We start from the raw sequence: 22639 nt of genomic DNA, 5'->3' as shown, positions 1-22639 counted from the left end.
GAGCCCGCTTCGCTTACTCGTCGCTGTCCGGCATGGCGCTGCGCAGGTAGCGGAAGAAGTCGCTGTCTGGCTCCAGCACCAGCAGGTTGCCGTCGCCAGAGAAGCTCTGACGGTAGGCGTTCAGGCTACGCCAGAAGGCGAAGAATTCCTGATCCTGGCTGTAAGCCTGTGAGAAGATCGCGGCGGCTTCGGCATCCCCTTCACCACGCAGGGTCTCGGAGCGCTCGTTGGCTTGCGCCAGCAGGACCTGACGGCGACGGTCGGCGTTGGCGCGAATACGCTCGGCCTCTTCCTGACCCTGAGCACGCCACTCGCGCGCTTCACGCTCACGCTCGGAACGCATCCGCTCGAAAACAGCCGCCGACACGTCTTCCGGCAGGTCGATCCGCTTGATACGAATATCACGAATCGCCACGCCCAGCTCTTCACGCATCAGCTCGTCAAGTTCGCTGGTGGGTCCGGTCATCAGGTCATCACGGCGCTCGGCGATGATTTCCTGAAGATTGAGGCGACCAAACTCGTTACGCAGGCTTTCGTCGACTCGGGGCTGAATCAGGCGCACCGCCATCATCTCGTCACCCGCAGTGGCCTCGTAGTAACGGGTGGGATTGACCACCTGCCACTTGACGTAGGAGTCGACGATGACCGCTTTCTGCTCGAGGGTCAGATAACGACTGGTATCGGTATCGAGGGTCAGCAGACGCACATCGAACTTGCGCACGGTCTGAGCAATCGGAATCTTGACGTGAAGCCCAGGCTGAATGTTCTCTTCGATGACTTCACCAAAGCGCAGCTTGACGGCACGCTCGGTCTCATCCACCACGTACAGGCTGTTGCTGGCCAGCCAGGCCACTGCGGCCAGGCCACCCACGATCAGCAGGGAACGGTTATTAATCATTTAGCGACCCTCCCTGCGAATGGGCGAATTACTGGACGATGACGAAACGCCACCCTGACTGGTACGCAGCGAATCGAGCACACGCGGGTCGAGGGCGTCACTGCTGTTACCGCTGCTGTCGTTGCTGCTGGAGCTGCTCGAACCGCCGCTGCTTCCACTACGCATCTGATCCAGTGGCAGGTACATCAAGGGCGCATTGTCGCTGATATCCAGCAGCACCTTGGGCGTGTTCCCAAAGACTTCTTCGATGGCATCCAGGTACATACGCTCGCGCATCACTTCCGGTGAGTTCCGGTATTCGGTCAACAGCGCATTGAAGCGGTTGGCCTGACCCTGTGCTTCGGCAACGACCGACTCACGATAACCCTGCCCCTGCTCTACCACACGCTGAGCCTGACCTTGTGCAGCCGGGATGATCGCGTTGGCATAGGCCATACCTTCGTTGATGGTCCGCTGGCGATCTTCGCGGGCACGGATAACATCATCGAAAGCATCGATCACTGGCGCGGGCGCCGAGGTGGACTCGATGTTGATCGTCTGCAGACGAATACCGGCACCATAGGCATCCAGATAGGCCTGCAGACGGCTGGCCACCGAGCTACCGAGAATTTCACGACCAGAGGTCAGAATATCGATCATGTCGGTGCCACCCACCACATGGCGCAGAGCCGAGTCCAGCGCATTCTCGATGGAGAGTGCCGGGTCGCGCACGTTCAGTACGAAATCACGTGGATTGGCCACCTGATACTGGGCCGAGATTTCGACCTCGACGATGTTTTCGTCTCGGGTCAGCATCGACTGGGTCTGTGCAACGGAACGAACGCGGGTGACGTTCACCATACGCACATCGTCGATCAGCGGCGGATTCCACTGCAGACCGGGACTGACGATGCCCTGGAACTCACCAAAACGCAGCACGACACCACGCTCGGACTGGTCAACCAGATAGAAGCCGGACGCACCCCAGATGGCCAGCGCCACGATCAGCAGCAGCCCGGGCAGTGCGAACGAATTGCGCGGCTTGCCGCCGCCCTTGTTGCCACCGCTACCGCTCTTCTTGCCGCCGCCCAGCATGCCGTTCAGCTTGTCTTGAAACTTCTTGAGCGCTTCATCAAGATCGGGAGGCCCCTGATTGTTACCGCCGTTCCCACCATTGCCTCCGCCGTTGTTACCGCCGTTATTGCTACCACGACGCCCCCCACTGCTCCAGGGGTCGTGCTGGTTGCCACCACCGGGCTCATTCCAGGCCATACTTCGTCTCCACTAAGGTGTTCACCTGCACCGTACCTTACGCTCAGGCAAGGCCGAGTGCTTTTGATATTATTGCTATATCAATCTTGTACCATACCCCCACAACACTGCACCATGGGCAGCTGGCACTTGAAGGGCTACCATTCGTCAGATTCGCGTAATGCTTCTGGTAAATAGGTATTGGCGCGCTCGCCCAGCTGCGCCATCAGCTGGTTGAAATCACGCCGCGGCAGGCGCACGTCCAGCACGGAGCGCCCCTGCTCGTCGAAACTCTCTTCGCGTACGGCATTCAGCTCATGCAGGCCAGCGCGCAGCCTGCCCTGTTCTGGCGCCAGGGTCAGCGAAAAACCGATCACGTCATTGGCCAGACGCTCTGACAGCGCTTTGTGCAGCAGCTCCAGACCCTGCCCCTGCTGAGCAGATAGCCATACCACGCTCGGCACGCCATGACCGTCGTACTCGATGCGCGGTGCGCTATCCAGCTTGTCGATCTTGTTCATGACCTTGAGCACCGGCACGCTGTCGGCACCAATTTCCTTGAGCACCTCGTCCACCTGCGCCACGTTCAATTCGCGATCCGGGTCGGCGGCGTCGATGACGTGGACCAGCAACGTGGCTTCGGAAGCCTCTTGCAGGGTCGCCTGGAACGCCTCCACCAGCTTGTGCGGCAGGTGACGGATGAAGCCTACGGTATCGGCCAGCACGACGGGGCCGACATCTTCTATTTCCAACCGTCTGAGCGTCGGGTCCAGCGTCGCGAACAGCTGATCGGCGGCATAGACTTCAGCACTGGTCAGCGCGTTGAATAGCGTCGACTTGCCAGCGTTGGTGTACCCCACCAGCGACACGCTGTGGATCTCGGCTCTGGCTCGGGCGCGGCGATTCTGCTCGCGCTGGCTGCGCACCTTGTCCAGACGCTTGTGGATGGACTTGATACGGGCACGCAGCAATCGCCGATCGGTCTCCAGCTGCGTTTCGCCGGGACCGCGCAGGCCAATGCCGCCTTTTTGCCGCTCAAGGTGGGTCCACCCACGTATCAGACGGGTAGACATGTATTCGAGCTGGGCAAGCTCGACTTGCAGCTTGCCCTCATGAGTTCGTGCCCGCTGCGCAAAAATATCGAGAATCAGACCGGTGCGATCCAGGACACGACACTTGAGTTCCTTCTCAAGATTACGCTGCTGGGAAGGGCTTAAACTGTGGTTGAAGATCACCAGTTCCGCTTCATGGGCTGCGAGCATCGCCCGCAGCTCCTCCAGCTTCCCGCCCCCGATGAACGTTCGGGAATCGGGTCGCTGGCGGCTAGCTGTGAGCAACGTCGCGGGCTCTGCACCGGCAGAGCGCACAAGTTCCAGGAACTCACCCGGGTCTTCTCGTGCCTGCTCATCATAGAAATCTACGTGAACAAGGACTGCCGTTTCACCGGCTTCAGGGCGTTCAAAAAACAATCAATACCTCGTGGACTCTCTTGCCATCCAGCCGTCTCAGATGTCAGCGTCAGCCGCTGAGGGATCCTGTGCTGGCAGGCGCACATTGCGCGAGGGCACGACGGTGGAAATGGCGTGTTTATAAACCATCTGACTGACGGTATTGCGCAACAAGATGACAAACTGGTCAAACGATTCAATCTGGCCCTGTAGCTTAATGCCGTTTACCAGGAAAATAGAGACCGGGATGCGCTCCTTGCGCAAAATATTCAGGTACGGGTCTTGAAGGGACTGCCCTTTGGACATGTTGTTCTCCCTAAACTGTCGTTGGGGTTGGTTATCAAATGGCGCGCCCTACTGGTGCTGCGCCGCAATCTTGTTGCCCGAAAGGCCTAGTGTCGATTCGAGCGCCAAAGGCCACTCTAAAACAATCACTCTAAAACACTTGTTACGAAATCACTATCTTACGCTAAGCACCGCTTTCACGCACGAATTTCAGCAGCTTATCCAGCGCATCCGGCTGCTGCGTATCTATCCAGCGCAGTGCTGGCCAGCTACGCAGCCACGTCAGCTGCCGCTTGGCCAGTTGACGTGTAGCGATCACTCCCCGAGACACCAGCTCGTCCCGGTCATACTCACCATTCAGATATTCCCATACTTGACGGTAGCCAACACTTTTCATCGAGGGCAAGCCCGCATGAATATCTTTACGCTTTGTGAGGGCGGCGACCTCATCAATCAAGCCCTCATCCAGCATGGCGTCAAATCGCTGGGCAATGCGCCGGTGCAATACCGAGCGATCGAGCGGCGACAAGGCTATCGACAGCACCCGCCAGGGAAAGGTTTCCGTTTCCTGTTCAGCCCACAGCTCGCTCATCGGCCTGCCACTGGCATGGAACACTTCCAGAGCACGCATCAGCCGCTGCGGGTCGTTGGGATGAATGCGCGCCGCCGAGACCGGATCCACGCTGGCCAGTTCGCGATGCAGCGCTGCCAGCCCTTGCTCTGCCTGCATGGCCGCCAGCCGCTCACGAATGAGTGGGTCTGCGGCGGGCAGATTGGCCACCCCTTCCACCAGGCGTTTGAAGTAGAGCATGGTACCGCCCACCAATAGGGGGACTTTGCCTGCCGCGCTGATTTGCCGCATCTCGCGCAGTGCATCTTCACGAAAATCAGCGGCGGAATAGGGGTCTGCCGGGTCCCGCAGGTCGATCAGCCGATGGGGGGCGCGGGCCAGCTCCGCAGCACTCGGTTTGGCGCTGCCGATATCCATGCCACGGTACACCATGGCCGAATCGACGCTGATCAGTTCGTGCCCCAGGGTTTCGTGCAGCGCAATGGCCGCATCGGTCTTGCCTGCCGCGGTAGGCCCCATCAAGAAAATCGCCAAAGGGCGCTGGTCAACCATCGGTCTGGCCTGCTTCACGGAATAGGTTCATAGGGGGTGTCTCAAGGCTACTGGCCACGCAAGAACAGACGATCGAGCGCCTTCATGTTCATTTGCGTCCAGGTGGGGCGACCATGGTTACACTGGTCGCTACGCTCGGTGCGCTCCATGTCGCGCAGCAGCGCATTCATTTCATCCAGGGTCAGGCGGCGATTGGCGCGCACGCTGCCATGGCAAGCCATGGTGGAGAGCAGCTCGTGAATGCGCGCCTCTACCTGATGAGTGCGGCCAAAGCGCGACAGCTCCTCCAACATTTCTCGCACCAGTGCCTCGGGGTCTGCCTGGGCCAGCAGGGCTGGCAACTGGCGAACCAGCAGCGTTTCCGGCCCTGCCACGTCCAGCTCGATACCTAGCTGCGCAATGGCCTCGCGCTCGCTTTCGGCTGTCGCCACTTCGCTGCGGCTGGCGGCCAGCGACACCGGCACCAGCAGCGGCTGAGCATCGATCCCCTGCGCGGCAGACCACTGCTGCTTCATGCGCTCATAGACGATGCGCTCATGGGCCGCATGCATATCCACCAGCACCAGCCCTTGGGCGTTCTGAGCCAGAATATAAACACCATGCAGCTGACCCAGCGCGAACCCGAGCGGCGGCGCGGCCGTGGCATCCTGCTGGGGCATGACGGGCGGCGCCTCGCGCACCTGATGGGCTTCAGGCATCGTGGCCGTTAGCGGGCTGGGCTGAGGCGTCAGTAGCGTCTCTTCATGGTCGGGGTGAAGCGCCTGGTAGCCCTGCATGAACCGCCGCACCCGCTCGGCGCCGGGATGACGACCCTCACTCTCCGCCAACGCCATGCCCTGCTGCTGCCAGCGTGGCGCCGGGGCCGCAGGCGGCTCGGCATCAGACGGAATCGACTCGGCTCGCGGGGCTTGGTCAGCCTCGGGCCCGACACCTTCACTGGGCCGCGACACCGCCAGGCAGTGATGCAGGCTGGAGTAGAGAAAATCGTGCACCATGCGCCCATCGCGAAAGCGCACTTCATGCTTGGTGGGGTGCACGTTGACGTCCACCACGTCCGGGTCCAGCTCCAGGTAGAGCACGAAGACCGGATGCCGACCGTTGTAGAGCACGTCTCGGTAGGCCTGACGCACCGCGTGGGCCACCAGCCGATCACGCACGACGCGCCCATTGACGAAGAAGTACTGCTGGTCCGCCTGGGAGCGCGAGTGCGTCGGCAGGCCCACCCAGCCACTGAGCCTTAGCCCCCCGGCTTCCCGCTCGATGTAGCGGGCATGCTCGATGAAGTTCTTGCCCAGCAGCGAAGCGATGCGCCGCTCTCGCGCGGCGGCGGTATCCCCGGGCGGCAGTTGATGCACCACTTTCTGATTATGGCGCAGCACCCAGCCAATATCGTAACGCGACAAGGCCTGGCGGCGGAACGCCTCTTCCACATGGGCGAACTCGGTCTTCTCGGTGCGCAGGAACTTGCGTCTGGCCGGCGTATTGAAGAACAAATCACGCACCGCCACGCTGGTGCCACGCGGGTGCGGCGCAGGCGTCACTCTGGCCTCCATGCCACGCCCTTCCGCCACCACCCGCCACCCTTGACGGGGATCGTCTTCAGCATTGGATACCAGCTCTAGCCGGGAGACCGAGCTGATGGAGGCCAGCGCCTCCCCGCGAAACCCCAGCGAACTGACGCCTTCGAGATCTTCCAGGCTGGTGATCTTGCTGGTGGCATGACGCGCCAGGGCCAGCGGCAGGTCCTGCTCGCCGATACCGATGCCGTCGTCGCGAATCTTGATCAACCGGGCGCCGCCTTGCTCGATATCCACCTCGATGCGCTGGCTGCCCGCATCGATGGCGTTTTCGATCAACTCCTTGGCCACCGACGAAGGCCGCTCGACTACTTCTCCGGCCGCAATCTGGTTCGCCAGACGGGGGTCCAGTACCTGTATCCGCCCAGCGGTAGAAGTCAATTCAGCCAACCTTCACCTCACCTGTTTCCGTTGCTTCGTTTCCATAGCACTGTTGCCTCGGCCTGCTCGTCATCCGTTTCAAGAGCGGGGAATGCGCAGCACCTGACCCACACGAATCACGTCGCCGTTCAGGTCATTGGCCTGCTTGAGCTGGTTCACCGGCACGCCATGGCGAATCGCGATAGCCGACAGGGTATCGCCAGACTGGATACGGTATTCGTTGCCCGTGGGGCGGCGCTGATTGTCGCGCTGCCAGGCCAGCAGGCTGGCCGGTGGCGGGTTGCTCTGAAAATGCTCGCGCAGGCCGCTGAAAATCGCCGTCGACAGGCCTTGCTGATGCACCGGGTCGCGTAGCCGTCGCTCTTCGTCGGGATTGGAAATGAAGCCCACCTCGATCAACAGCGACGGAATGTCCGGCGACTTGAGCACCATGAAACCGGCCTGCTCCACGCGACTCTTGTGGAGGCGATTCACCCGACCCAACTGCTCCAGCACCTGCCCACCGATGGAGAGCGAGTCGTTGAGCGTGGCCGTCATGGTTAAGTCGAGCAGTACGCCACGCAGCACCTGGTCCTTGTCGCGCAGCGACAGACTGCCGTCGACACCGCCTATCAGGTCGGCGCGGTTTTCGCTATCGGCCAGCCACTGAGCGGTTTCCGAGGTGGCACCCCGCTGGGAAAGCGCATACACCGAGCTGCCTTGCGGCCGGGGACTGGTGAAGGCATCCGCATGGATGGAGACGAAGAAATCGGCTTTCTGCTCTCGGGCCAGCTGGGTACGCTGGCGCAGGCCAAGATAGTAGTCACCGTCACGAATCAGCACGGCCTTGAAGCCTTCGGTTCGATTGACGTCGGCGGCCAGGCGACGGGCTATCTCCAGCACCACGTCCTTCTCCCGAGTACCGGCAGGCCCGATGGCACCGGGGTCTTCCCCTCCGTGCCCGGCATCGATGGCGATGATGATGTCGCGGCGCGGGTGGGGCTGCGCAGGCTGAACCTCGACCGGCTGGGTGGGTGCTTCTGGCACATCGGCCACCGCACTGGGCACATCTGCCTGCTGGGCCTGGGCACTACGCTGCGCCATGATCTCCTGGTCGCGGATCATCGCCTCGATGGGGTCGATGGGGTTTTCGACGGCACTTTCACCGGGGTACTCCAGATCCACCACCAGCCGATGACCGTACTGGTCGTTGGGCGGCAGAGTAAAATGACGCGGGGAAATATCGCGATTGAGCTCCAGCACCACGCGCAGGCCGCCACCATCTCGGGAGCCCGTACGCACGGCGGAAATCGCGCTGCCCTCCAGGGGCAGCGTCGAGACATCGGTATCGAGCTGGCTGTCGTCGAGGTCGATGACCAGCCGCGCCGGATTATCCAGGGTAAACACATTGGCCTGCGCGGCGGCGGTCAAATCGAACACCAGCCGCGCATGGTCGGGGGCCGCCCACAGGCGCATGCTCTCGATGGTCGCCGCCTGCAACGATGCACCGCTCATCAAGAGCAGCGCGCACCCGGTAGCCAGCCTGCCGGCCCAGGCAGCCAATGACTGTCTCATGTCCATTGAACCACACCACACTCCTGTTGCTGTTCAGCCGCCAGCGTTTCGAGCTGAGCCAACACCGCAACTCCATGCGGCGTCTCGGCACTTAATGACAGCAGGCGGCCGGGTGACGCCACCTGCAAGCGTATCCACAGATCGGGCGCGGGCAGCCAACCAGCGCCCTGGCTGGGCCACTCCACCAGGCACAAGGCCTGGTCGGACAGCACCTCTCGGCCGCCGATGAACTCCAGCTCTTCCGGGTCGGCAAGGCGGTAAAGATCCAGGTGATAAATCCGCTGCTCGCCTAGCTCGTAGGGCTCTACCAGGGTATACGTGGGACTTTTGACCGCCCCTTGATAACCGTAGGCACGCAAGATGCCTCGCGTCAGCGTCGTCTTGCCTGCCCCCAGGTCGCCTTCGAGATACACTCGCCCGCGACCTTCCAGCGCCTTGCCCAACGCTTCTCCAAAGGCAACGTGGGCCATTTCGTCACTTGATTGCACCTGCATGTGGGCTGCCTTCACGGGTTGATAAACGCTCGTGCATAGGATGCCAGATCACTTGCCAACAGGCCACGCTCTCCGCTGGCTTTCGCGGCGGCATCGCCCGCCAGGCCGTGTACCATCACGCCCAGCCAGGCGCTCCACTCCAGGCGATCATGCTGGCCTGCCAAGGCTCCCAGCATGCCGCTCAGCACGTCACCCATGCCGCCGCTGGCCATGCCGGGATTCCCGTATGGGCATACCACCAGCCCACTGGGGCCGACGATCAGGCTGCCTGCCCCTTTCAAGATCACCACGCCGCCACGGGCACGCTGCAAGGCCCGCGCCGCCTCAGGGCGATCCGCCTGTACCTCGGCCACCGTGCACCCCAGCAGTCGCGCGGCTTCCCCCGGATGCGGGGTCAGTATCCAGTCATCGCGGCGCATGTCAGGCCAGCGGCTGGCCAGCAGGTTCAGGGCATCGGCATCCACCACCAGCGGCGTCGCCCCCTGCAGTGCACTTTGCAACAGCGCCTGCCCCCAGGCGCCCTGCCCCAGGCCTGGGCCAATCACCACCACATCGGCGGTGTCCGGCAGTCCGGCGGCCTCCGCCCCGCCACGCACGGCTCGGGCCATGACTTCCGGGCAGCGCACCAAACTGGCGGTAATGTGCTCCTCGGCCGTCGCCAGGGTGACCTTGCCCGCGCCTAGCCGCGCCGCGGCCTGGGCGGCCAGCAAGGCGGCTCCACCAAAGCCGGGCGCGCCGCCCATGACCAGCACATGCCCCAGATTGCCCTTGTGGCTGATCCGCGAACGCGGTGCAAAGGCGTCGGCCAGCAGCGCTTCATCCAGTCGCCAGGCCGTGGGCGGAATATCGAAAAAGGCCTGAGCCTTTACGCCCAACGGGCGAAAATCGATCTCGCCGGTATAGGCTGGCGCGTCGCCGGTATGCAGCCCGACCTTGTCGCCAATGAAGGTAACGGTGCCATCCGCCACCACCGCACTGCCCAGCACGGCCCCGCTATCCGCCGACAGACCCGAGGGAATGTCCAGCGCCAGTACCGGCTGGTGTGCACCATTGATGGCCTCGATGGCCTGTCGGATGTTGCCTTGGGGCTCACCGGCAAGCCCGGTACCCAGCAGGGCATCGACAATCACCTCCCCCACCAGCGTCGTGGCGGGCCGCCACTCGTCGAATCCCACCCCGGCGGCCGATGCCAGCCCCGCCGCCTTGGCAACGTCACCCGTGAGCGCTTCCAGGGGTTTGCTCGAAAGCCGCTGAACCTTGAGCCCTGCCTGCATGGCCAGAGCCGCCAGCACGTGGCCATCGCCCCCGTTGTTGCCGCTTCCACACAGCACCGTGACGCTGCGGGCCTGGGGCCAGCGCGAGCGAAAACTGTGCCAGGCACTGGAAGCCGCGCGCTGCATCAGTGCGAAGCTGTCGATGCCACTGGCAATGGTGCGTCGATCCAGCTCACGCACCTGGGCCGCCTTGTACAAAGGGCGTAGCGATGAGGTACTCAGTGTGGACACGGTCTCTCCTTAGCGGTTGCCATGTGCCGGGGCGCTGCCGTCGTGGTGACACGGCAGCACCGTGCATGTCGTATGAAAGCGTAATGGGTTAGCATAGCGCGCCTGTCGCGCCAACGTTGATCAACCATGCCACCTTCCTCTGATTTTTCACTCTCTGCCGAGCAACTCCAGCAACTCGCCGAGCGAATCAAGCGCTGGGGGCGCGAGCTGGGCTTTCAGCAGGTCGGCATCACCGATACCGATCTTGCCGTCCACGAGCGCCATCTCGAGCGCTGGCTGGAACAGGGCTACCACGGCGACATGGGCTTCATGGCCAAGCACGGCACCAAGCGCACCCGCCCAGCCGAGCTGGAACCCGGCACACAGCGGGTGATCAGCGTGCGCATGGACTACCTGCCCGCCGACGTTGCCACCACCAAAGTACTGGGGCAGCCCCAGCGTGCCTATGTATCGCGCTATGCCCTGGGGCGCGACTACCACAAACTGATGCGCAAACGGCTGGCCCAGCTGGCGCGGCAGATCGAGCAAGAGGTGGGCGCCTTTGGCTTTCGCGCTTTCGTCGACTCGGCCCCGGTCATGGAGCGTGCCTTGGCCCAGAAGGCAGGGCTTGGCTGGTTCGGCAAGAACGCCATGCTGCTCAACCCCCAGGCTGGCTCGCTGTTCTTTCTCGGCGAGCTGTATACCGACCTGCCCCTGCCCGTGGACCCGCCCTTCGAGCGAGAGCACTGCGGCAGCTGCAGCGCCTGCCGCACGGCCTGCCCCACCGGCGCCATCATCGATGACAAGGTCGTCGATTCGCGCAAATGCGTCTCCTACCTGACCATCGAACTGCACGGCGCGATCCCCGTGGAGTACCGCCGGGCCATGGGCAACCGTGTCTATGGGTGCGATGACTGCCAGCTGGTCTGCCCGTTTACCCGCTTCACACGCCCGACCCAGGAGCAGGATTTTGCTCCGCGTCACGATCTCGACCGCGCCTCGCTCGTCACTCTGTTCGGCTGGAGCGAGGCGGAGTTTCTTGACAAGACTGCCGGGAGCCCGATACGCCGCATCGGCTACGAGCGTTGGCTACGCAACCTGGCGGTGGGCCTGGGCAATGCGCCCTGGAGCAGTGACGTCGAAGCCGCCCTGTGGGCACGCCGCGCCTACCCCAGCGCGCTGGTCCGCGAGCACGTGGTCTGGGCACTGGCAGAGCAGCACCAGAAACGCGCAGCGCGCATCGCGACGCAAGGCTGAAAAGCGTCAGCGCGGATCAACGCTGCTCGTCGCTGCCGGGCGCCACGCGCAGGAAGGTGCTGCGATAGTGGGCAAGCTCGGCAATCGACTCCTTGATGTCGTCCATCGCCAAATGCACGTTGCGCTTCTTGAACCCTTCCAGCGCACTCGGGTTCCAGCGCTTGGCCAGTTCCTTGACGCTGGACACATCCAGGTTGCGGTAGTGGAAGAAGCTCCACAGGGCGGGCATCTCACGCTCCAGAAAGCGGCGATCCTGATGGATGCTGTTGCCACACATGGGCGATGAGCCGGGCACCACGTAGCGGCTCAAAAACGCCAGCGTCTGCTGCTCGGCCTCTTCGGTACTCACCTGGCTGGCCTTGACCCGCGCCACGAGCCCCGACTCACCGTGAGTTTTCTGATTCCACTCATCCATGGCGGCCAGCAGGCTGTCCGGTTGCTTGACGGCAATCACCGGCCCTTCGGCCACCACGTTGAGATGCGCATCGGTGATCAGCGTGGCCACTTCGATGATGCGCTCCTTGTTCGGCTCCAGGCCGGTCATCTCCAGATCGATCCATACCAGCAGGTCGCTGCGCGGGGTGACGGCTTGCTCACTCATTCGTCTCATTCCTTGGCCAAAGTCGCTTCAACACGAGCGATGTGCATAAAAGTGTCGCTTATATTGCCTTGCACCGCACCCCGTAGGGGACAGCGGGTGGCTCAGGTGGTTACAATGCCTGCCATTGTAACGATCTTCGGGTGGTCATGAGCAAACGTAAATTAAGCCGTCAGCAGCAGTGGCGCGTCGAAAAAATCCAGGCCGAGCGCGCTCAGCGGGCGGAAAAACGCGACGCGCGGGACGCCGAAAAACTCTCCGCCGGGGAGTATGGTCCCGAACAGCCAGGCCGTGTGATGGCCCACTTCGGCCGCACCCTGGAAGTCCGCGATGCCGACGGCACCCCGGTACGCTGCCATCTGCGCGCCAACCTGGAAGGGCTGGTGACCGGCGACCGGGTGATCTGGCGAGCGGGTCAGGATGGCTCTGGCGTCGTGGTGGCCCGAGAGGAGCGCGACACCATCCTCAAGCGCCCGGATGCCAGAGGGCAGCTCAAGCCGGTGGCCGCCAACATCGACCAGCTGCTGATCGTCTTTGCGGTGGAGCCCGCGCCGCACCCCAACCTGATCGACCGCTACCTGGTCGCCGCCGAGGCCACCGGCATCACGCCCGTACTGGTGCTCAACAAGACCGACCTGCTGCCGGAAGGCGGTGGCGAACTCGGCCAACTGCTGGAGCGTTACCGCCAACTGGGCTATCGGGTGGTGCGTACCACCACGGCCAACCCTGACGGCCTGAACGCCCTGCGTCAGCAGCTGGAGGGCCGTACCTCGGTGTTCGTCGGCCAGAGCGGGGTAGGCAAATCTTCGCTGATCGATCTGCTGCTGCCGGACGAGACCCTGCGCATCGGCGCCCTCTCGGAAGATTCGCGCAAGGGTACTCACACCACCACCACCGCCAGGCTCTACGCCATGCGCAGCGACGAAGTGCACGACGGCGAGCTGATCGACTCCCCCGGCATCCGCGAATTCGGGCTGGTGCACCTCGATGAACAGGAAGTGACCAACGGCTTCATCGAGTTTCACCCCTACCTGGGCCAATGCCGCTTCAGGGATTGCCGCCATCGCAATGAGCCCGGCTGTGCTTTACTGAATGCCGTCGAGGCGGGCAAGATTCACCCAGAGCGTTTTACCAGCTACCGACGCATACTGGATAGCCTGAACACCCAGGCCTGACGGCTGACGCCGATGGCTCAGATTACTTTCATTGCAGGGACAGGGAGCCGACCATGACCAACAGCCACTCTTCCGAAACCAACGTGCTGCCACTGATCGTCGAACCAGAACAGCTCGTCGAGCATCTGGGCGACCCTCAGCTCTTGATCGTCGATGTGCCACTGAATGGCGACAGCTACCGGCAGGGGCACGTGCCCGGCGCCATTTACCTCGACTACCGCTATCTGATGCGCGGCGAGGGCCCGGTCCCCAACGACGTGCCCTCCGTGGCGTTTCTCTCGCAGCTGTTCAGCGCCATGGGCCTGACCCGTGATACCCACGTGGTGGCCTACGATGACGAGGGTGGCGGCTGGGCTGCTCGCCTGCTGTGGACGCTGGAGCTGATTGGCCATACCCGCTACTCCTACCTGAATGGCGGCATTCATGCATGGCGCGACGCGGGCCTCGAAGAGAGCACCGAGCCCACGGCCCCCACGCCCAGTGACTATCAGGCCGACATTCTCAATCCCCAGGCCGCCATCAGCCGCGACGAGATTCTCGACAAGCTGAACGACAAGCAGTTCGCCATCTGGGATGCCCGTTCGAAGGCCGAATACGACGGTGAGCGTGGCAACAACAAGCACCTGGGCCACATCCCCGGCGCGGTGAACATGGATTGGGTAGACGCCATGGATCGTCAACGCGCGCTGCGCATTCGCGACTACGCCGAACTGATCACCGAACTGGGCGCATTGGGCCTGACACCGGACATGGAGATCGCCACCCACTGCCAAAGCCACCACCGCAGCAGCTTTACCTGGCTGGTGGGCAAGGCCCTGGGCTTCAACATTCGTGGCTACGCGGGCTCCTGGGGCGAATGGGGCAATCGCGACGATACCCCCATCGAACGCTGATGACTGCCATGCGCCAACGACACTCAACCGACATCGAGACAAAGACACCACTGTGACCGTTTCTCAAAAAGCCTTTTCGCTACTGCAGTACCCACTGCCCCATCACGCGCTTTCCCGGCTGACGGGCAAGGTCGCCGCGTGCGATCAACCACGGGTCAAGAATGCCGTCATCAAAGCGTTCATCAAACGCTTCGACGTGGACATGAGCCAGGCACTGGAACCGGACCCTACCGCCTACGCCACGTTCAACGACTTCTTCACCCGAGCGCTGAAGCCCGATGCCCGCCCCCTGGGCGATGGCATCCTCAGCCCGGCCGACGGCACCCTTTCACAGTTTGGCCGCCTGTGCGCAGGCGACATCGTGCAAGCCAAGGGGCATCGCTATTCGGTGCATACGCTGCTGGGGGGGGACGATGCGCTGGCCCAGGAGTTCATGGCAGGCAGCTTTGCCACCGTGTACCTCTCCCCACGGGATTACCATCGCGTGCACATGCCGGTGACCGGTACACTGCGCGAAATGATCTACGTGCCGGGGCGGCTGTTTTCCGTCAATCAGGCCACCGCCAACTACGTGCCCGGCCTGTTTGCGCGCAATGAGCGTCTGGTCTGTATCTTCGATACCGAGCACGGCCCCATGGCCATGGTGCTGGTGGGTGCCATGATCGTGGCCGCCATCGAGACCGTCTGGGCAGGCCAGGTGACCCCGCTGGCGGGCACGCCCCAGCGGATGGTCTTCGGCCAGCCCATCGTGATCGAAAAAGGCGCCGAGATGGGCCGCTTCAAGCTGGGCTCCACGGTGGTCACCTGCTTCGCCAAGCCGATCACCTTTGCCGAGCATGAGCTGGGCGCCAAGGTGGCCATGGGCCAATCCCTGGCAACGCCGCAGGCGTCATAGCCAGCGCCCGGCACGACCAACCTCAACAGGCAGGGGTAGCAAACGCCAGTACTTCCTCCAGCTTCCCCTTGCCCAAGGCCTGCTGTATCAACCGGTCGATGCCCAGCGCGACACCGGAGGCAGCAGGCATTCCATGGGCCAGCGCGGCCAGCAGCCGCTCGTCCACGTCCACTTCGCTCAGCCCCAACCGACGACGCTCCTCGTTATCGCGGGCAAACCGCTGGCGCTGTTCATCGGCATCGGTCAGCTCATGGTAGCCGTTCGCCAGCTCGACCCCGTTCAGATAGAGCTCGAACCGCGACGCCACCCACTCCCCATCGCTATCCTGATGGCGCTGCGCGAGTGCCGCCTGGCTGGCCGGATAATCCACCACCACGCTCAGCTCCTGCTGGCCCAGGCGCGGCTCGATGACCATGCCCATGAGCAGATCGAGGCACGTATCACGCCCCTCCTCGGCCAACGCCTTGGCGGGCATGCTGCCCCGCTCGGCCGCCACCAGCCGCAGGGTGTCCAGCGACGTGGTGAAAGGGTCCACTTCCAGATGCGTATGAAACAGCTCACGGTAGCGGTAGTGCACCACTGGCCCAGGAGCATTGGGCATCACATGGGCGACCAGCGCCGTGGTCTCTTCGATCAGCTGGGCGAGCGAATAGCCCGGCTGATACCACTCCAGCATGGTGAATTCGATATTGTGCCGCGACCCCACCTCTCCATCACGAAAGCTCCGAGCCAGCTGAAAGATAGGTCCGCTTCCCGCCGCCAGCAGCCGCTTCATGTGAAATTCCGGCGAGGTTTGCAGCCACAGCTTGCGCTGGCCCTTGTCCGTGCGTGCCCGCGTCGCCAGCGACACGAGGTTGACATCGGTACTGCCCCCTTGCCCGAGGACGGGGGTCTCTACTTCCATGACATCGCGTGATACGAAAAAATGGCGCACTGCCGCAAGCAGGCGCGCACGCTCACGTAGCGTCTCCATGGATGCTGTTGGCTGCCAACTGGCCGTCATTCCCTTCTCCCTGACAACATAAAGCCACGCAGAGTGCGTGGCTTTGCTTACCGCTTGCAAGTGACGCCGATCAAGCGCGTGATACGTACTCACCGGAGCGGGTGTCGATCTTCAACACTTCGCCCTGGTTGATGAACAGCGGTACGCGTACCACGGCACCCGAGGAAAGCGTAGCAGGCTTTGAGCCGCCCTGAGCAGTATCGCCTTTCAGGCCGGGGTCGGTTTCGACGACTTCCAGCTCGATGAAGTTGGGCGGCGTGACCGAGATCGCCTTGTCGTTCCACAGCGTCAGGGTGTAGGGCACCTGCTCCTTGAGCCACTTTTCGGTCTCGCCCAGTGCTTTTTTCTCTACCGCGTACTGCTCGAAAGAGCCGTCGGTCTTCATGAAGTGCCACATGTCACCGTCGGTGTAGAGGTACTCCATCTCCAGATCCATGACGTCAGCGCCTTCCAGCGAGTCGCCAGACTTGAAGGTGCGCTCACCGACACGGCCAGTCATCAGGTTGCGCAGCTTGACGCGGTTGAACGCTTGACCCTTGCCAGGCTTGACCAGCTCGTTCTCGACGATCGAACAAGGATCGCCATCGAGCATTACTTTCAAACCCGCTTTGAATTCGTTGGTAGAATAGTTCGCCATACTGCCTCTCAATGGTTCTATGGTGTGTTTCAGTCGGTGACGCGCGCAGCCCTGCTCCGCCGTCGTTAACCTTGTAGCCAAGTGCGCGCATGATAACCCGAAGGAGGGCTTTTTGCAGGAGAACATCATCATTGCCGGTCACTCGATATCCGACGAGGCGCCCGCCTCCTGGCAACGGCAACTATCCCGCGCCATTCGCGACCCGCAAACCCTCTGCCAGCGCCTTGGCCTGGACGCCCAGTGGCAGCAAGAAGCCCAGGCGGGGCATCGCCTGTTCGATATCTGCGTGCCCGAGGCGTACCTGTCACGCATCGCGCCCAACGACCCCGGCGACCCGCTGCTGCGCCAGGTCCTGCCGCTGGCCGAAGAAGCCCTGTCGCCGCCTGGCTATGTCACCGACCCACTGGAAGAAGCCGAGCACCGCCCGGCCAAAGGCCTGATCCATAAATACACCAACCGCGTGCTGTTGATCGCCAGCCCGGCCTGCGCCATCAACTGCCGCTACTGCTTTCGCCGCCACTTCCCCTACCAGGAGCACGCGCCTTCGCGAGCCCAATGGCAGGAGGCCCTTGGCTATATCCGCCAGGACAGCGCCATTCGGGAAGTGATTCTCTCCGGCGGCGACCCGCTGGCCGCCAACGACAGGCAATTGAGCTGGCTGGTCGCGCAGCTGGAAGAGATTCCCCACCTGCAGCGACTGCGGCTGCATACGCGCCTGCCGGTGGTCATCCCGGACCGGGTGGATGACCACCTGCTGGGCTGGCTTGGCAACACCCGGCTGCAAAAGGTAATGGTGCTGCACATCAACCACGCCAACGAGATCGACCAGGCCGTGGTCGCAGCCTGCGCGCGCCTCAAACAGGCGGGCGTCACGCTGCTCAATCAGAGCGTCCTGCTGCGCGACATCAACGATGACGTCACGACCCTGGCCACGCTCTCCGAACGACTGTTCGAGGCGGGGATACTGCCCTATTACTTGCACGCCTTCGACCCCGTACAAGGCGCAGCCCACTACGACGTCACCGACGAACGCGCCAAAGCGCTGGTCCAGCAGTTGCTCGAACACCTGCCCGGCTTCCTGATGCCCAGGCTGGTGCGAGAAGTACCGGGCAGGATGAGCAAGACGCCGCTGTAAGCGCTGACAACCGATACAGCGTGGTGCAAGCCCAATGATAACGCACCAAAAAAATGCGCAGACAAAAGCGACGCTGCATGCCCTGTTCGTCAGAAACGTCGCCAAACGCATGATTCACCGTCATTTTTAAGCAAGCGGCCAATATCTTGCTGTGTTCATGGTGTTACACACGGGGTATTGGCCGCTATCGCAGCCGCACAATCGAGTTTCCAATAGATCGCTAGGGTTCCGACACCATCAACGAAACGCCCCTGATGGTTGTGGCTGGTCCGAGAGCGATCGACCTTGCAAGCGCAAGGTTACACGGCGGGATAAAAGCCCGGGAGGATAAGGCACAGTGATGCGCCGATGCCCCCTGAGTTTTTACTTAGCCGCTGGAGGCTCTCATGACCCGTTCCATCCGCACCCCTGGTAAATATCTGCTGGCTCCGCTCTCGGCCGCCCTGCTGGCCACCTCGCTGGCTCCCTCTTTCGTACATGCCCAGGAGCGTGATCAATTCAGCGTCTGCTGGTCCATTTATGCAGGCTGGATGCCTTGGGCCTATGCCGATGTCGAAGGCATCGTCGACAAATGGGCCGAGCAGCACGGCATCGCTATCGACGTGATACAGGTCAACGACTACGTCGAGTCCATCAACCAGTTCACCTCGGGCAACGTCGATGGCTGCGCCATGACCAACATGGACGCTCTGACCATTCCTGCCGCCAGCGGCGTCGACTCCACCGCACTGATCATCAACGACTACTCCAACGGCAATGACGGCATCGTGCTCAAAGGGGGCGGTGAGCTGGCGGATATCGAAGGCCGCCGGGTCAATCTGGTGCAGTTCAGCGTGTCTCACTACTTTCTGGCACGCGCCCTGGAGAGCGTTGGGCTGACCGAGCGCGACATCGAAACGGTCAATACCTCCGACGCCGATATCGTCGGCCTGTTTTCCAGCAGCAGTACCGAAGCCGTAGCCGCATGGAATCCGCAGCTCAGCACCATCGCCGAGATGCCGGACAGCCAGGTGGTATACACCTCGGCGGAAATCCCCGGTGAAATTCTCGACATGATGGTGGTGCACACCCAAACCCTGGCCGACTACCCCGCCCTGGGTCACGCCCTGGTGGGCGCCTGGTACGAGGTCATGGCGCTTGTCGAGGCCAATGACGAGCACGCGCTGACGATCATGGCCGATGCCGCCGGCACCGATCTGGAGGGTTACCGTGCCCAGCTAGAGGCAACCTACCTGTATACCGACCCCGCCGAAGCCGTGGCGCTGATGGAAAGCCCCGAGCTGTTGGACACCATGGAGCGAGTGGCCGACTTCAGCTTTACCCACGGGCTGTTGGGCGACATGGCACCCAGCGCGGGCGTGGTGGGCATCGAAACGCCCAGCGGTATCTTCGGTGACGAGAGCAACGTGCAGCTGCGCTTCGATCCTTCCTTTACTCAGGCGTACCTCGACGCACAGTAACGAGGCCACGGTATTCGCCCCATGAAGCGGCGGCTCGCCGCTTCTGCCCCTTACTTACCTGGTGGACCCTGCCATGAAGCGCTTGATTAACCTGTCGCCCTCGCGCGGCGGCCGCTGGCTGCTGGGACTGGTGCCGTTTCTGGTACTGGGCATGCTCTACCTGAGCGCCTCCAGTGCTCGCCTGGCTGACAACCCCAACGACCGCCTGCTGCCTTCCCCTGGCAGCATGGCGCAGACCTTTCACCACCTGGCCACGGCCGAGAACGTGCGCACCGGCCAGATCGTATTGTGGACCGACACTTTCGCCAGCCTCGAAAGGCTGCTGATCGGTGTCGGCATCAGCGCGCTGATCGGCCTGGTGGTGGGCATCTTGAGTGGCGGCATTCCGCTGCTGCGCGCCAAGCTCTCGCCGCTGATCACGGTAACGTCGCTGATACCGCCCATGGCCATTCTGCCGATCCTGTTCATCGCCTTTGGCACCGGGGAAGCGGCCAAGATCGCGTTGATCGTGATGGGCGTGACGCCCTTTCTGATTCGTGACCTGCAGGGCCACGCCCTGCGCCTGCCAGACGAACAGTTGATCAAGGCCCAGACCCTGGGCGCCAGCTCCTGGCAAGTGCTGCTGCGAGTGCTGTTGCCTCAATTGACGCCTCGGCTGCTCAATGCCACACGGCTGGCGCTGGGCAGCGCCTGGCTGTTCCTGATTGCAGCAGAAGCAATTGCCGCCCAAGAGGGCCTTGGCTATCGCATCTTTCTGGTGCGCCGCTACCTCTCCATGGACGTGATTCTGCCCTACGTGGCCTGGATCACCCTGCTGGCCTTCGTGCTGGATCAACTGCTGGCCTGGGTATCACGGCTGGCCTTCCCCTGGTATCACGCCGATGAAGGAGACAAATCATGAGCCTGCTCTCCGCCCACCGGTTGGAAAAGCATTATGGCCAGCACGTGGTGCTGGAAAACCTCAACTTCTCCGTCGAGGAAGGCGAGTTCGTGACACTGGTGGGCGCGTCAGGTTGCGGCAAGACCACCTTCCTGAAAATGCTGCTGGGCACCGAAAAGCGCTCCAAAGGCAGCCTGCTGCTGGATGGCCAGCCCATTCCTGACGAACCCGGCCCCGACCGAGGCGTGGTGTTTCAAAAATATTCGGTCTTCCCCCACCTGACCGTCTTGGGCAACGTCATGATCGCCGAAGAGCTGCGGACTGCCCCGCTGCTGGGCAAGCGCTTTGGTGCATCCCGGCGGCGCGCCATCGAAGTGGCCACGGCGCGCATCGAAGAGGTGGGCCTGGGCCATGCGCTGCACAAGTACCCCCACGAGCTCTCCGGCGGCATGCAGCAACGCCTCGCCATTGCCCAGGCGCTGATGATGAAACCTCGGCTACTGCTGCTGGACGAGCCGTTCGGCGCGCTCGACCCCGGCATTCGCCAGGACATGCACGCGCTGATCACGCGGCTTTGGCAAGAGCAGTCGCTGACCATTTTCATGATCACCCACGACCTCACGGAAGCCTTCGCCCTTGGCACGCGGCTGTGGGTCTTCGACAAGACTCGCCACGACCCCCAGGCCCCCGAGGCCTATGGCGCCACCATCACCTACGACCTGCCCATCGGCAAACAGGCCAACCGCGCACACTCCGCCCAGGCATTGAGTGACACGCTGGCGGAACGCGGTCTGACCACCCACGTACAGGAGACGCTGTCATGACAACCCACGCGGACTACGCCACGCACCTGCCCGGCGGCCATCACTGGTCCCTGCGCCTGCGCCGCGGCACTACGCTGACCCTGTCAGCCCAGCAGGCCAACAGCAACGTAGGGCTGCTCTGCTACAACCCGGAAAACCTGCTGGAGCGCCTCAACCTCCCGGACACCCTGAAGTGCCAGCACACCTTCAAACTCACCCAGGGCCACTGCCTCTATTCCGACATGGGCCGCATCTTTGCGTCGATCACCCATGACACCCTGGGCTGGCACGATAGCGTGGGCGGCAACCTGATGCCCCACCACCTTCTGGCCAAGGGCTGGCAGCCGGTGCGCTACCAGCAGGCTCACAATGACTGGACCCGCACCGGCCACGATGCCTTTCTCGTCGAGCTGGCGAAATACGGCCTGGGCCGACGCGATCTGGCGGCCAACCTCAACCTGTTTTCACGGGTCGAGAGCGATGACGCAGGCAAGCTGCGCTATGTCGACAACCACTGCCAGCCGGGCAGCCGCGTCACGCTGCGTTTTGAGATGGATACGCTGGTGCTGCTGCACACCTGCCCGCACCCCCTCGACCCCAGCCCGCACTACCCCCGTCGCGGCGTCGATATCGCGCTAGGCACGGCGGAGCCTCCCACCGAGGAAGACCCCTGCTACCGCTCACGGCCCGAAAACGCACGTGGCTTTGCCAACAATCGCCTCTACCACCTCGGCCTCTAAGGGGGACACCATGATCATCGAAAGCACCTTACGCCCTGAAAACGCCGTCCGCCGCACCACCGTCGAGGCCGGTGACCACTACATCGGCACCGTGAAACGCGGCCAGACCCTGCGCATTCTGGACCTGGAGGGTAACCAGGCCGCCGACACCCTGTTCTTCAATGCCGACGACATCGCCGAACGCTACAGCGCCATGGATACCGTGCGCGAACAGGGCGCGGTTTACCTGACGGCGGGCACCCGGCTGATATCCAGTGAAGGCCGCACCATGCTGACCATCACCGCCGATACCTGTGGCCGCCACGACACCCTGGGCGGTGCCTGCGCCAGCGAAAGCAATACCGTGCGTTACGATCTCGAAAAGCGCCACATGCACTCCTGCCGCGACAACTGGATGCAGGCCATTGCCCGCTATCCCGAGTTCGGGCTGACCAAACGCGACATCACCCACAACATCAACTTTTTCATGAACGTGCCGGTGACGGCCGACGGCGGGCTGACCTTTGCCGACGGTATTTCGGCCCCCGGCAAGTACGTCGAGATGGAAGCCAACATGGATGTCATCGTGCTGGTCTCCAACTGCCCTCAGCTCAACAACCCCTGTAACGGCTACAACCCGACGCCCATCGAGCTGCTGGTCTGGGAGTGAGGTCACTTTTCCTCCTGGGGACGACCCCAAGGGGCTGATT

22 protein-coding genes and 1 riboswitch are annotated in these 22639 nt (G+C 62.7%); of the genes, 10 read left to right on the top strand and 12 right to left on the bottom strand.

Annotation, left to right across the window (positions count from 1 at the left end; genetic code table 11):
• Window positions 1-13: 13 nt before the first annotated feature.
• The 9 genes from hflC to RVM26_RS03985 all read right to left on the bottom strand — a co-directional run bounded on the left by hflC (window position 14) and on the right by RVM26_RS03985 (window position 10495).
• Complete coding sequence (hflC, locus tag RVM26_RS04025; RefSeq protein ID WP_498940963.1) at window positions 14-898, bottom strand: protease modulator HflC; 885 nt, start codon at window positions 896-898, stop codon at window positions 14-16.
• The gene (gene hflK / locus RVM26_RS04020; protein ID WP_498940961.1) at window positions 899-2149 is read right to left on the bottom strand and encodes a protease modulator HflK; all 1251 of its coding nucleotides are present in this window, start codon (window positions 2147-2149) and stop codon (window positions 899-901) included.
• 137 nt (window positions 2150-2286) lie between these two features.
• The gene (gene hflX, locus RVM26_RS04015; protein ID WP_498940959.1) at window positions 2287-3597 is read right to left on the bottom strand and encodes an HflX GTPase family protein; all 1311 of its coding nucleotides are present in this window, start codon (window positions 3595-3597) and stop codon (window positions 2287-2289) included.
• 36 nt (window positions 3598-3633) lie between these two features.
• The gene (hfq, locus tag RVM26_RS04010) at window positions 3634-3882 is read right to left on the bottom strand and encodes an RNA chaperone Hfq (protein ID WP_016913446.1); all 249 of its coding nucleotides are present in this window, start codon (window positions 3880-3882) and stop codon (window positions 3634-3636) included.
• A gap of 163 nt (window positions 3883-4045) precedes the next feature.
• Window positions 4046-4984 (bottom strand): tRNA (adenosine(37)-N6)-dimethylallyltransferase MiaA, encoded by a 939-nt coding sequence (miaA, locus tag RVM26_RS04005; RefSeq protein ID WP_081136973.1) that lies wholly within the window; start codon window positions 4982-4984, stop codon window positions 4046-4048.
• 47 nt (window positions 4985-5031) lie between these two features.
• Window positions 5032-6942, bottom strand: coding sequence for a DNA mismatch repair endonuclease MutL (gene mutL / locus RVM26_RS04000; protein WP_498941704.1), 1911 nt, complete (start codon window positions 6940-6942; stop codon window positions 5032-5034).
• A gap of 78 nt (window positions 6943-7020) precedes the next feature.
• A complete protein-coding gene (locus RVM26_RS03995) occupies window positions 7021-8502 on the bottom strand; it encodes an N-acetylmuramoyl-L-alanine amidase (RefSeq protein WP_498940955.1) in 1482 nt (493 codons plus the stop codon).
• Window positions 8493-8990: a tRNA (adenosine(37)-N6)-threonylcarbamoyltransferase complex ATPase subunit type 1 TsaE gene (gene tsaE, locus RVM26_RS03990; RefSeq protein WP_039177559.1), complete on the bottom strand. Its 498-nt coding sequence runs from the start codon at window positions 8988-8990 to the stop codon at window positions 8493-8495. Before tsaE ends, RVM26_RS03995 begins: the two co-directional genes overlap by 10 nt.
• Window positions 8991-9001: 11 nt before the next feature.
• Window positions 9002-10495 carry an NAD(P)H-hydrate dehydratase gene (locus RVM26_RS03985; protein WP_287807343.1) on the bottom strand — a complete coding sequence of 498 codons (1494 nt, stop codon included), beginning with the start codon at window positions 10493-10495 and terminating at the stop codon, window positions 9002-9004.
• 126 nt (window positions 10496-10621) lie between these two features.
• Between RVM26_RS03985 and queG the strand changes: the two genes are divergently transcribed.
• Window positions 10622-11731, top strand: a complete 1110-nt coding sequence (gene queG, locus RVM26_RS03980; RefSeq protein ID WP_498940953.1) for an epoxyqueuosine reductase — start codon at window positions 10622-10624, stop codon at window positions 11729-11731.
• A gap of 16 nt (window positions 11732-11747) precedes the next feature.
• Here queG and orn read toward each other — a convergent pair whose 3' ends face one another.
• The gene (gene orn, locus RVM26_RS03975) at window positions 11748-12332 is read right to left on the bottom strand and encodes an oligoribonuclease (protein WP_498940952.1); all 585 of its coding nucleotides are present in this window, start codon (window positions 12330-12332) and stop codon (window positions 11748-11750) included.
• A gap of 146 nt (window positions 12333-12478) precedes the next feature.
• On the opposite strand from orn, the gene rsgA reads away from it, so the two are divergent.
• Genes rsgA through asd form a run of 3 tightly spaced genes read left to right on the top strand, consistent with a single transcriptional unit; the run spans window position 12479 to window position 15292 of the window.
• A complete protein-coding gene (rsgA, locus tag RVM26_RS03970; RefSeq protein ID WP_026001635.1) occupies window positions 12479-13504 on the top strand; it encodes a small ribosomal subunit biogenesis GTPase RsgA in 1026 nt (341 codons plus the stop codon).
• A 53-nt stretch (window positions 13505-13557) separates the two neighbouring features.
• Complete coding sequence (locus tag RVM26_RS03965) at window positions 13558-14397, top strand: sulfurtransferase (protein ID WP_081136963.1); 840 nt, start codon at window positions 13558-13560, stop codon at window positions 14395-14397.
• Window positions 14398-14449: 52 nt separating this feature from the next.
• Complete coding sequence (gene asd, locus RVM26_RS03960) at window positions 14450-15292, top strand: archaetidylserine decarboxylase (protein ID WP_016913436.1); 843 nt, start codon at window positions 14450-14452, stop codon at window positions 15290-15292.
• Between the two features lie 22 nt (window positions 15293-15314).
• Here the strand turns inward: asd and epmA are convergent, their stop codons facing one another.
• Together epmA and efp are read right to left on the bottom strand one after the other, a co-directional pair.
• Window positions 15315-16295 (bottom strand): EF-P lysine aminoacylase EpmA, encoded by a 981-nt coding sequence (epmA, locus tag RVM26_RS03955; RefSeq protein WP_016913435.1) that lies wholly within the window; start codon window positions 16293-16295, stop codon window positions 15315-15317.
• 70 nt (window positions 16296-16365) lie between these two features.
• Window positions 16366-16932: an elongation factor P gene (efp, locus tag RVM26_RS03950; RefSeq protein WP_016913434.1), complete on the bottom strand. Its 567-nt coding sequence runs from the start codon at window positions 16930-16932 to the stop codon at window positions 16366-16368.
• Window positions 16933-17044: 112 nt separating this feature from the next.
• On the opposite strand from efp, the gene epmB reads away from it, so the two are divergent.
• The 6 genes from epmB (at window position 17045) to RVM26_RS03920 (ending at window position 22599) form a co-directional block, all read left to right on the top strand.
• Entirely contained in the window at window positions 17045-18067 is a 1023-nt protein-coding gene (gene epmB / locus RVM26_RS03945; protein ID WP_498940948.1) for an EF-P beta-lysylation protein EpmB, read from the top strand.
• Window positions 18068-18276: 209 nt separating this feature from the next.
• Window positions 18277-18395, top strand: a riboswitch (guanidine-I (ykkC/yxkD leader).
• 58 nt (window positions 18396-18453) lie between these two features.
• Window positions 18454-19527, top strand: a complete 1074-nt coding sequence (locus tag RVM26_RS03940) for a putative urea ABC transporter substrate-binding protein (protein ID WP_189462894.1) — start codon at window positions 18454-18456, stop codon at window positions 19525-19527.
• A 73-nt stretch (window positions 19528-19600) separates the two neighbouring features.
• Window positions 19601-20428: an ABC transporter permease gene (locus tag RVM26_RS03935; protein ID WP_081136957.1), complete on the top strand. Its 828-nt coding sequence runs from the start codon at window positions 19601-19603 to the stop codon at window positions 20426-20428.
• Complete coding sequence (locus RVM26_RS03930) at window positions 20425-21231, top strand: ABC transporter ATP-binding protein (protein WP_039177589.1); 807 nt, start codon at window positions 20425-20427, stop codon at window positions 21229-21231. Before RVM26_RS03935 ends, RVM26_RS03930 begins: the two co-directional genes overlap by 4 nt.
• Window positions 21228-21950: an urea amidolyase associated protein UAAP1 gene (locus RVM26_RS03925; protein ID WP_213262993.1), complete on the top strand. Its 723-nt coding sequence runs from the start codon at window positions 21228-21230 to the stop codon at window positions 21948-21950. The genes RVM26_RS03930 and RVM26_RS03925 overlap by 4 nt, the downstream gene beginning before the upstream one ends.
• Window positions 21951-21960: 10 nt before the next feature.
• On the top strand, window positions 21961-22599 hold the full coding sequence (locus RVM26_RS03920) for an urea carboxylase-associated family protein (protein ID WP_498940945.1): 639 nt from the start codon (window positions 21961-21963) through the stop codon (window positions 22597-22599).
• Window positions 22600-22639 lie beyond the last annotated feature (40 nt).

It is taken from the genome of Halomonas sp. KM072 (genome assembly GCF_050710315.1).
Lineage (GTDB): Bacteria > Pseudomonadota > Gammaproteobacteria > Pseudomonadales > Halomonadaceae > Vreelandella > Vreelandella hamiltonii.
The sequence above is the reverse complement of the archived record's forward strand: the minus strand, read 5'-3'. Positions and strand labels throughout refer to the sequence as shown.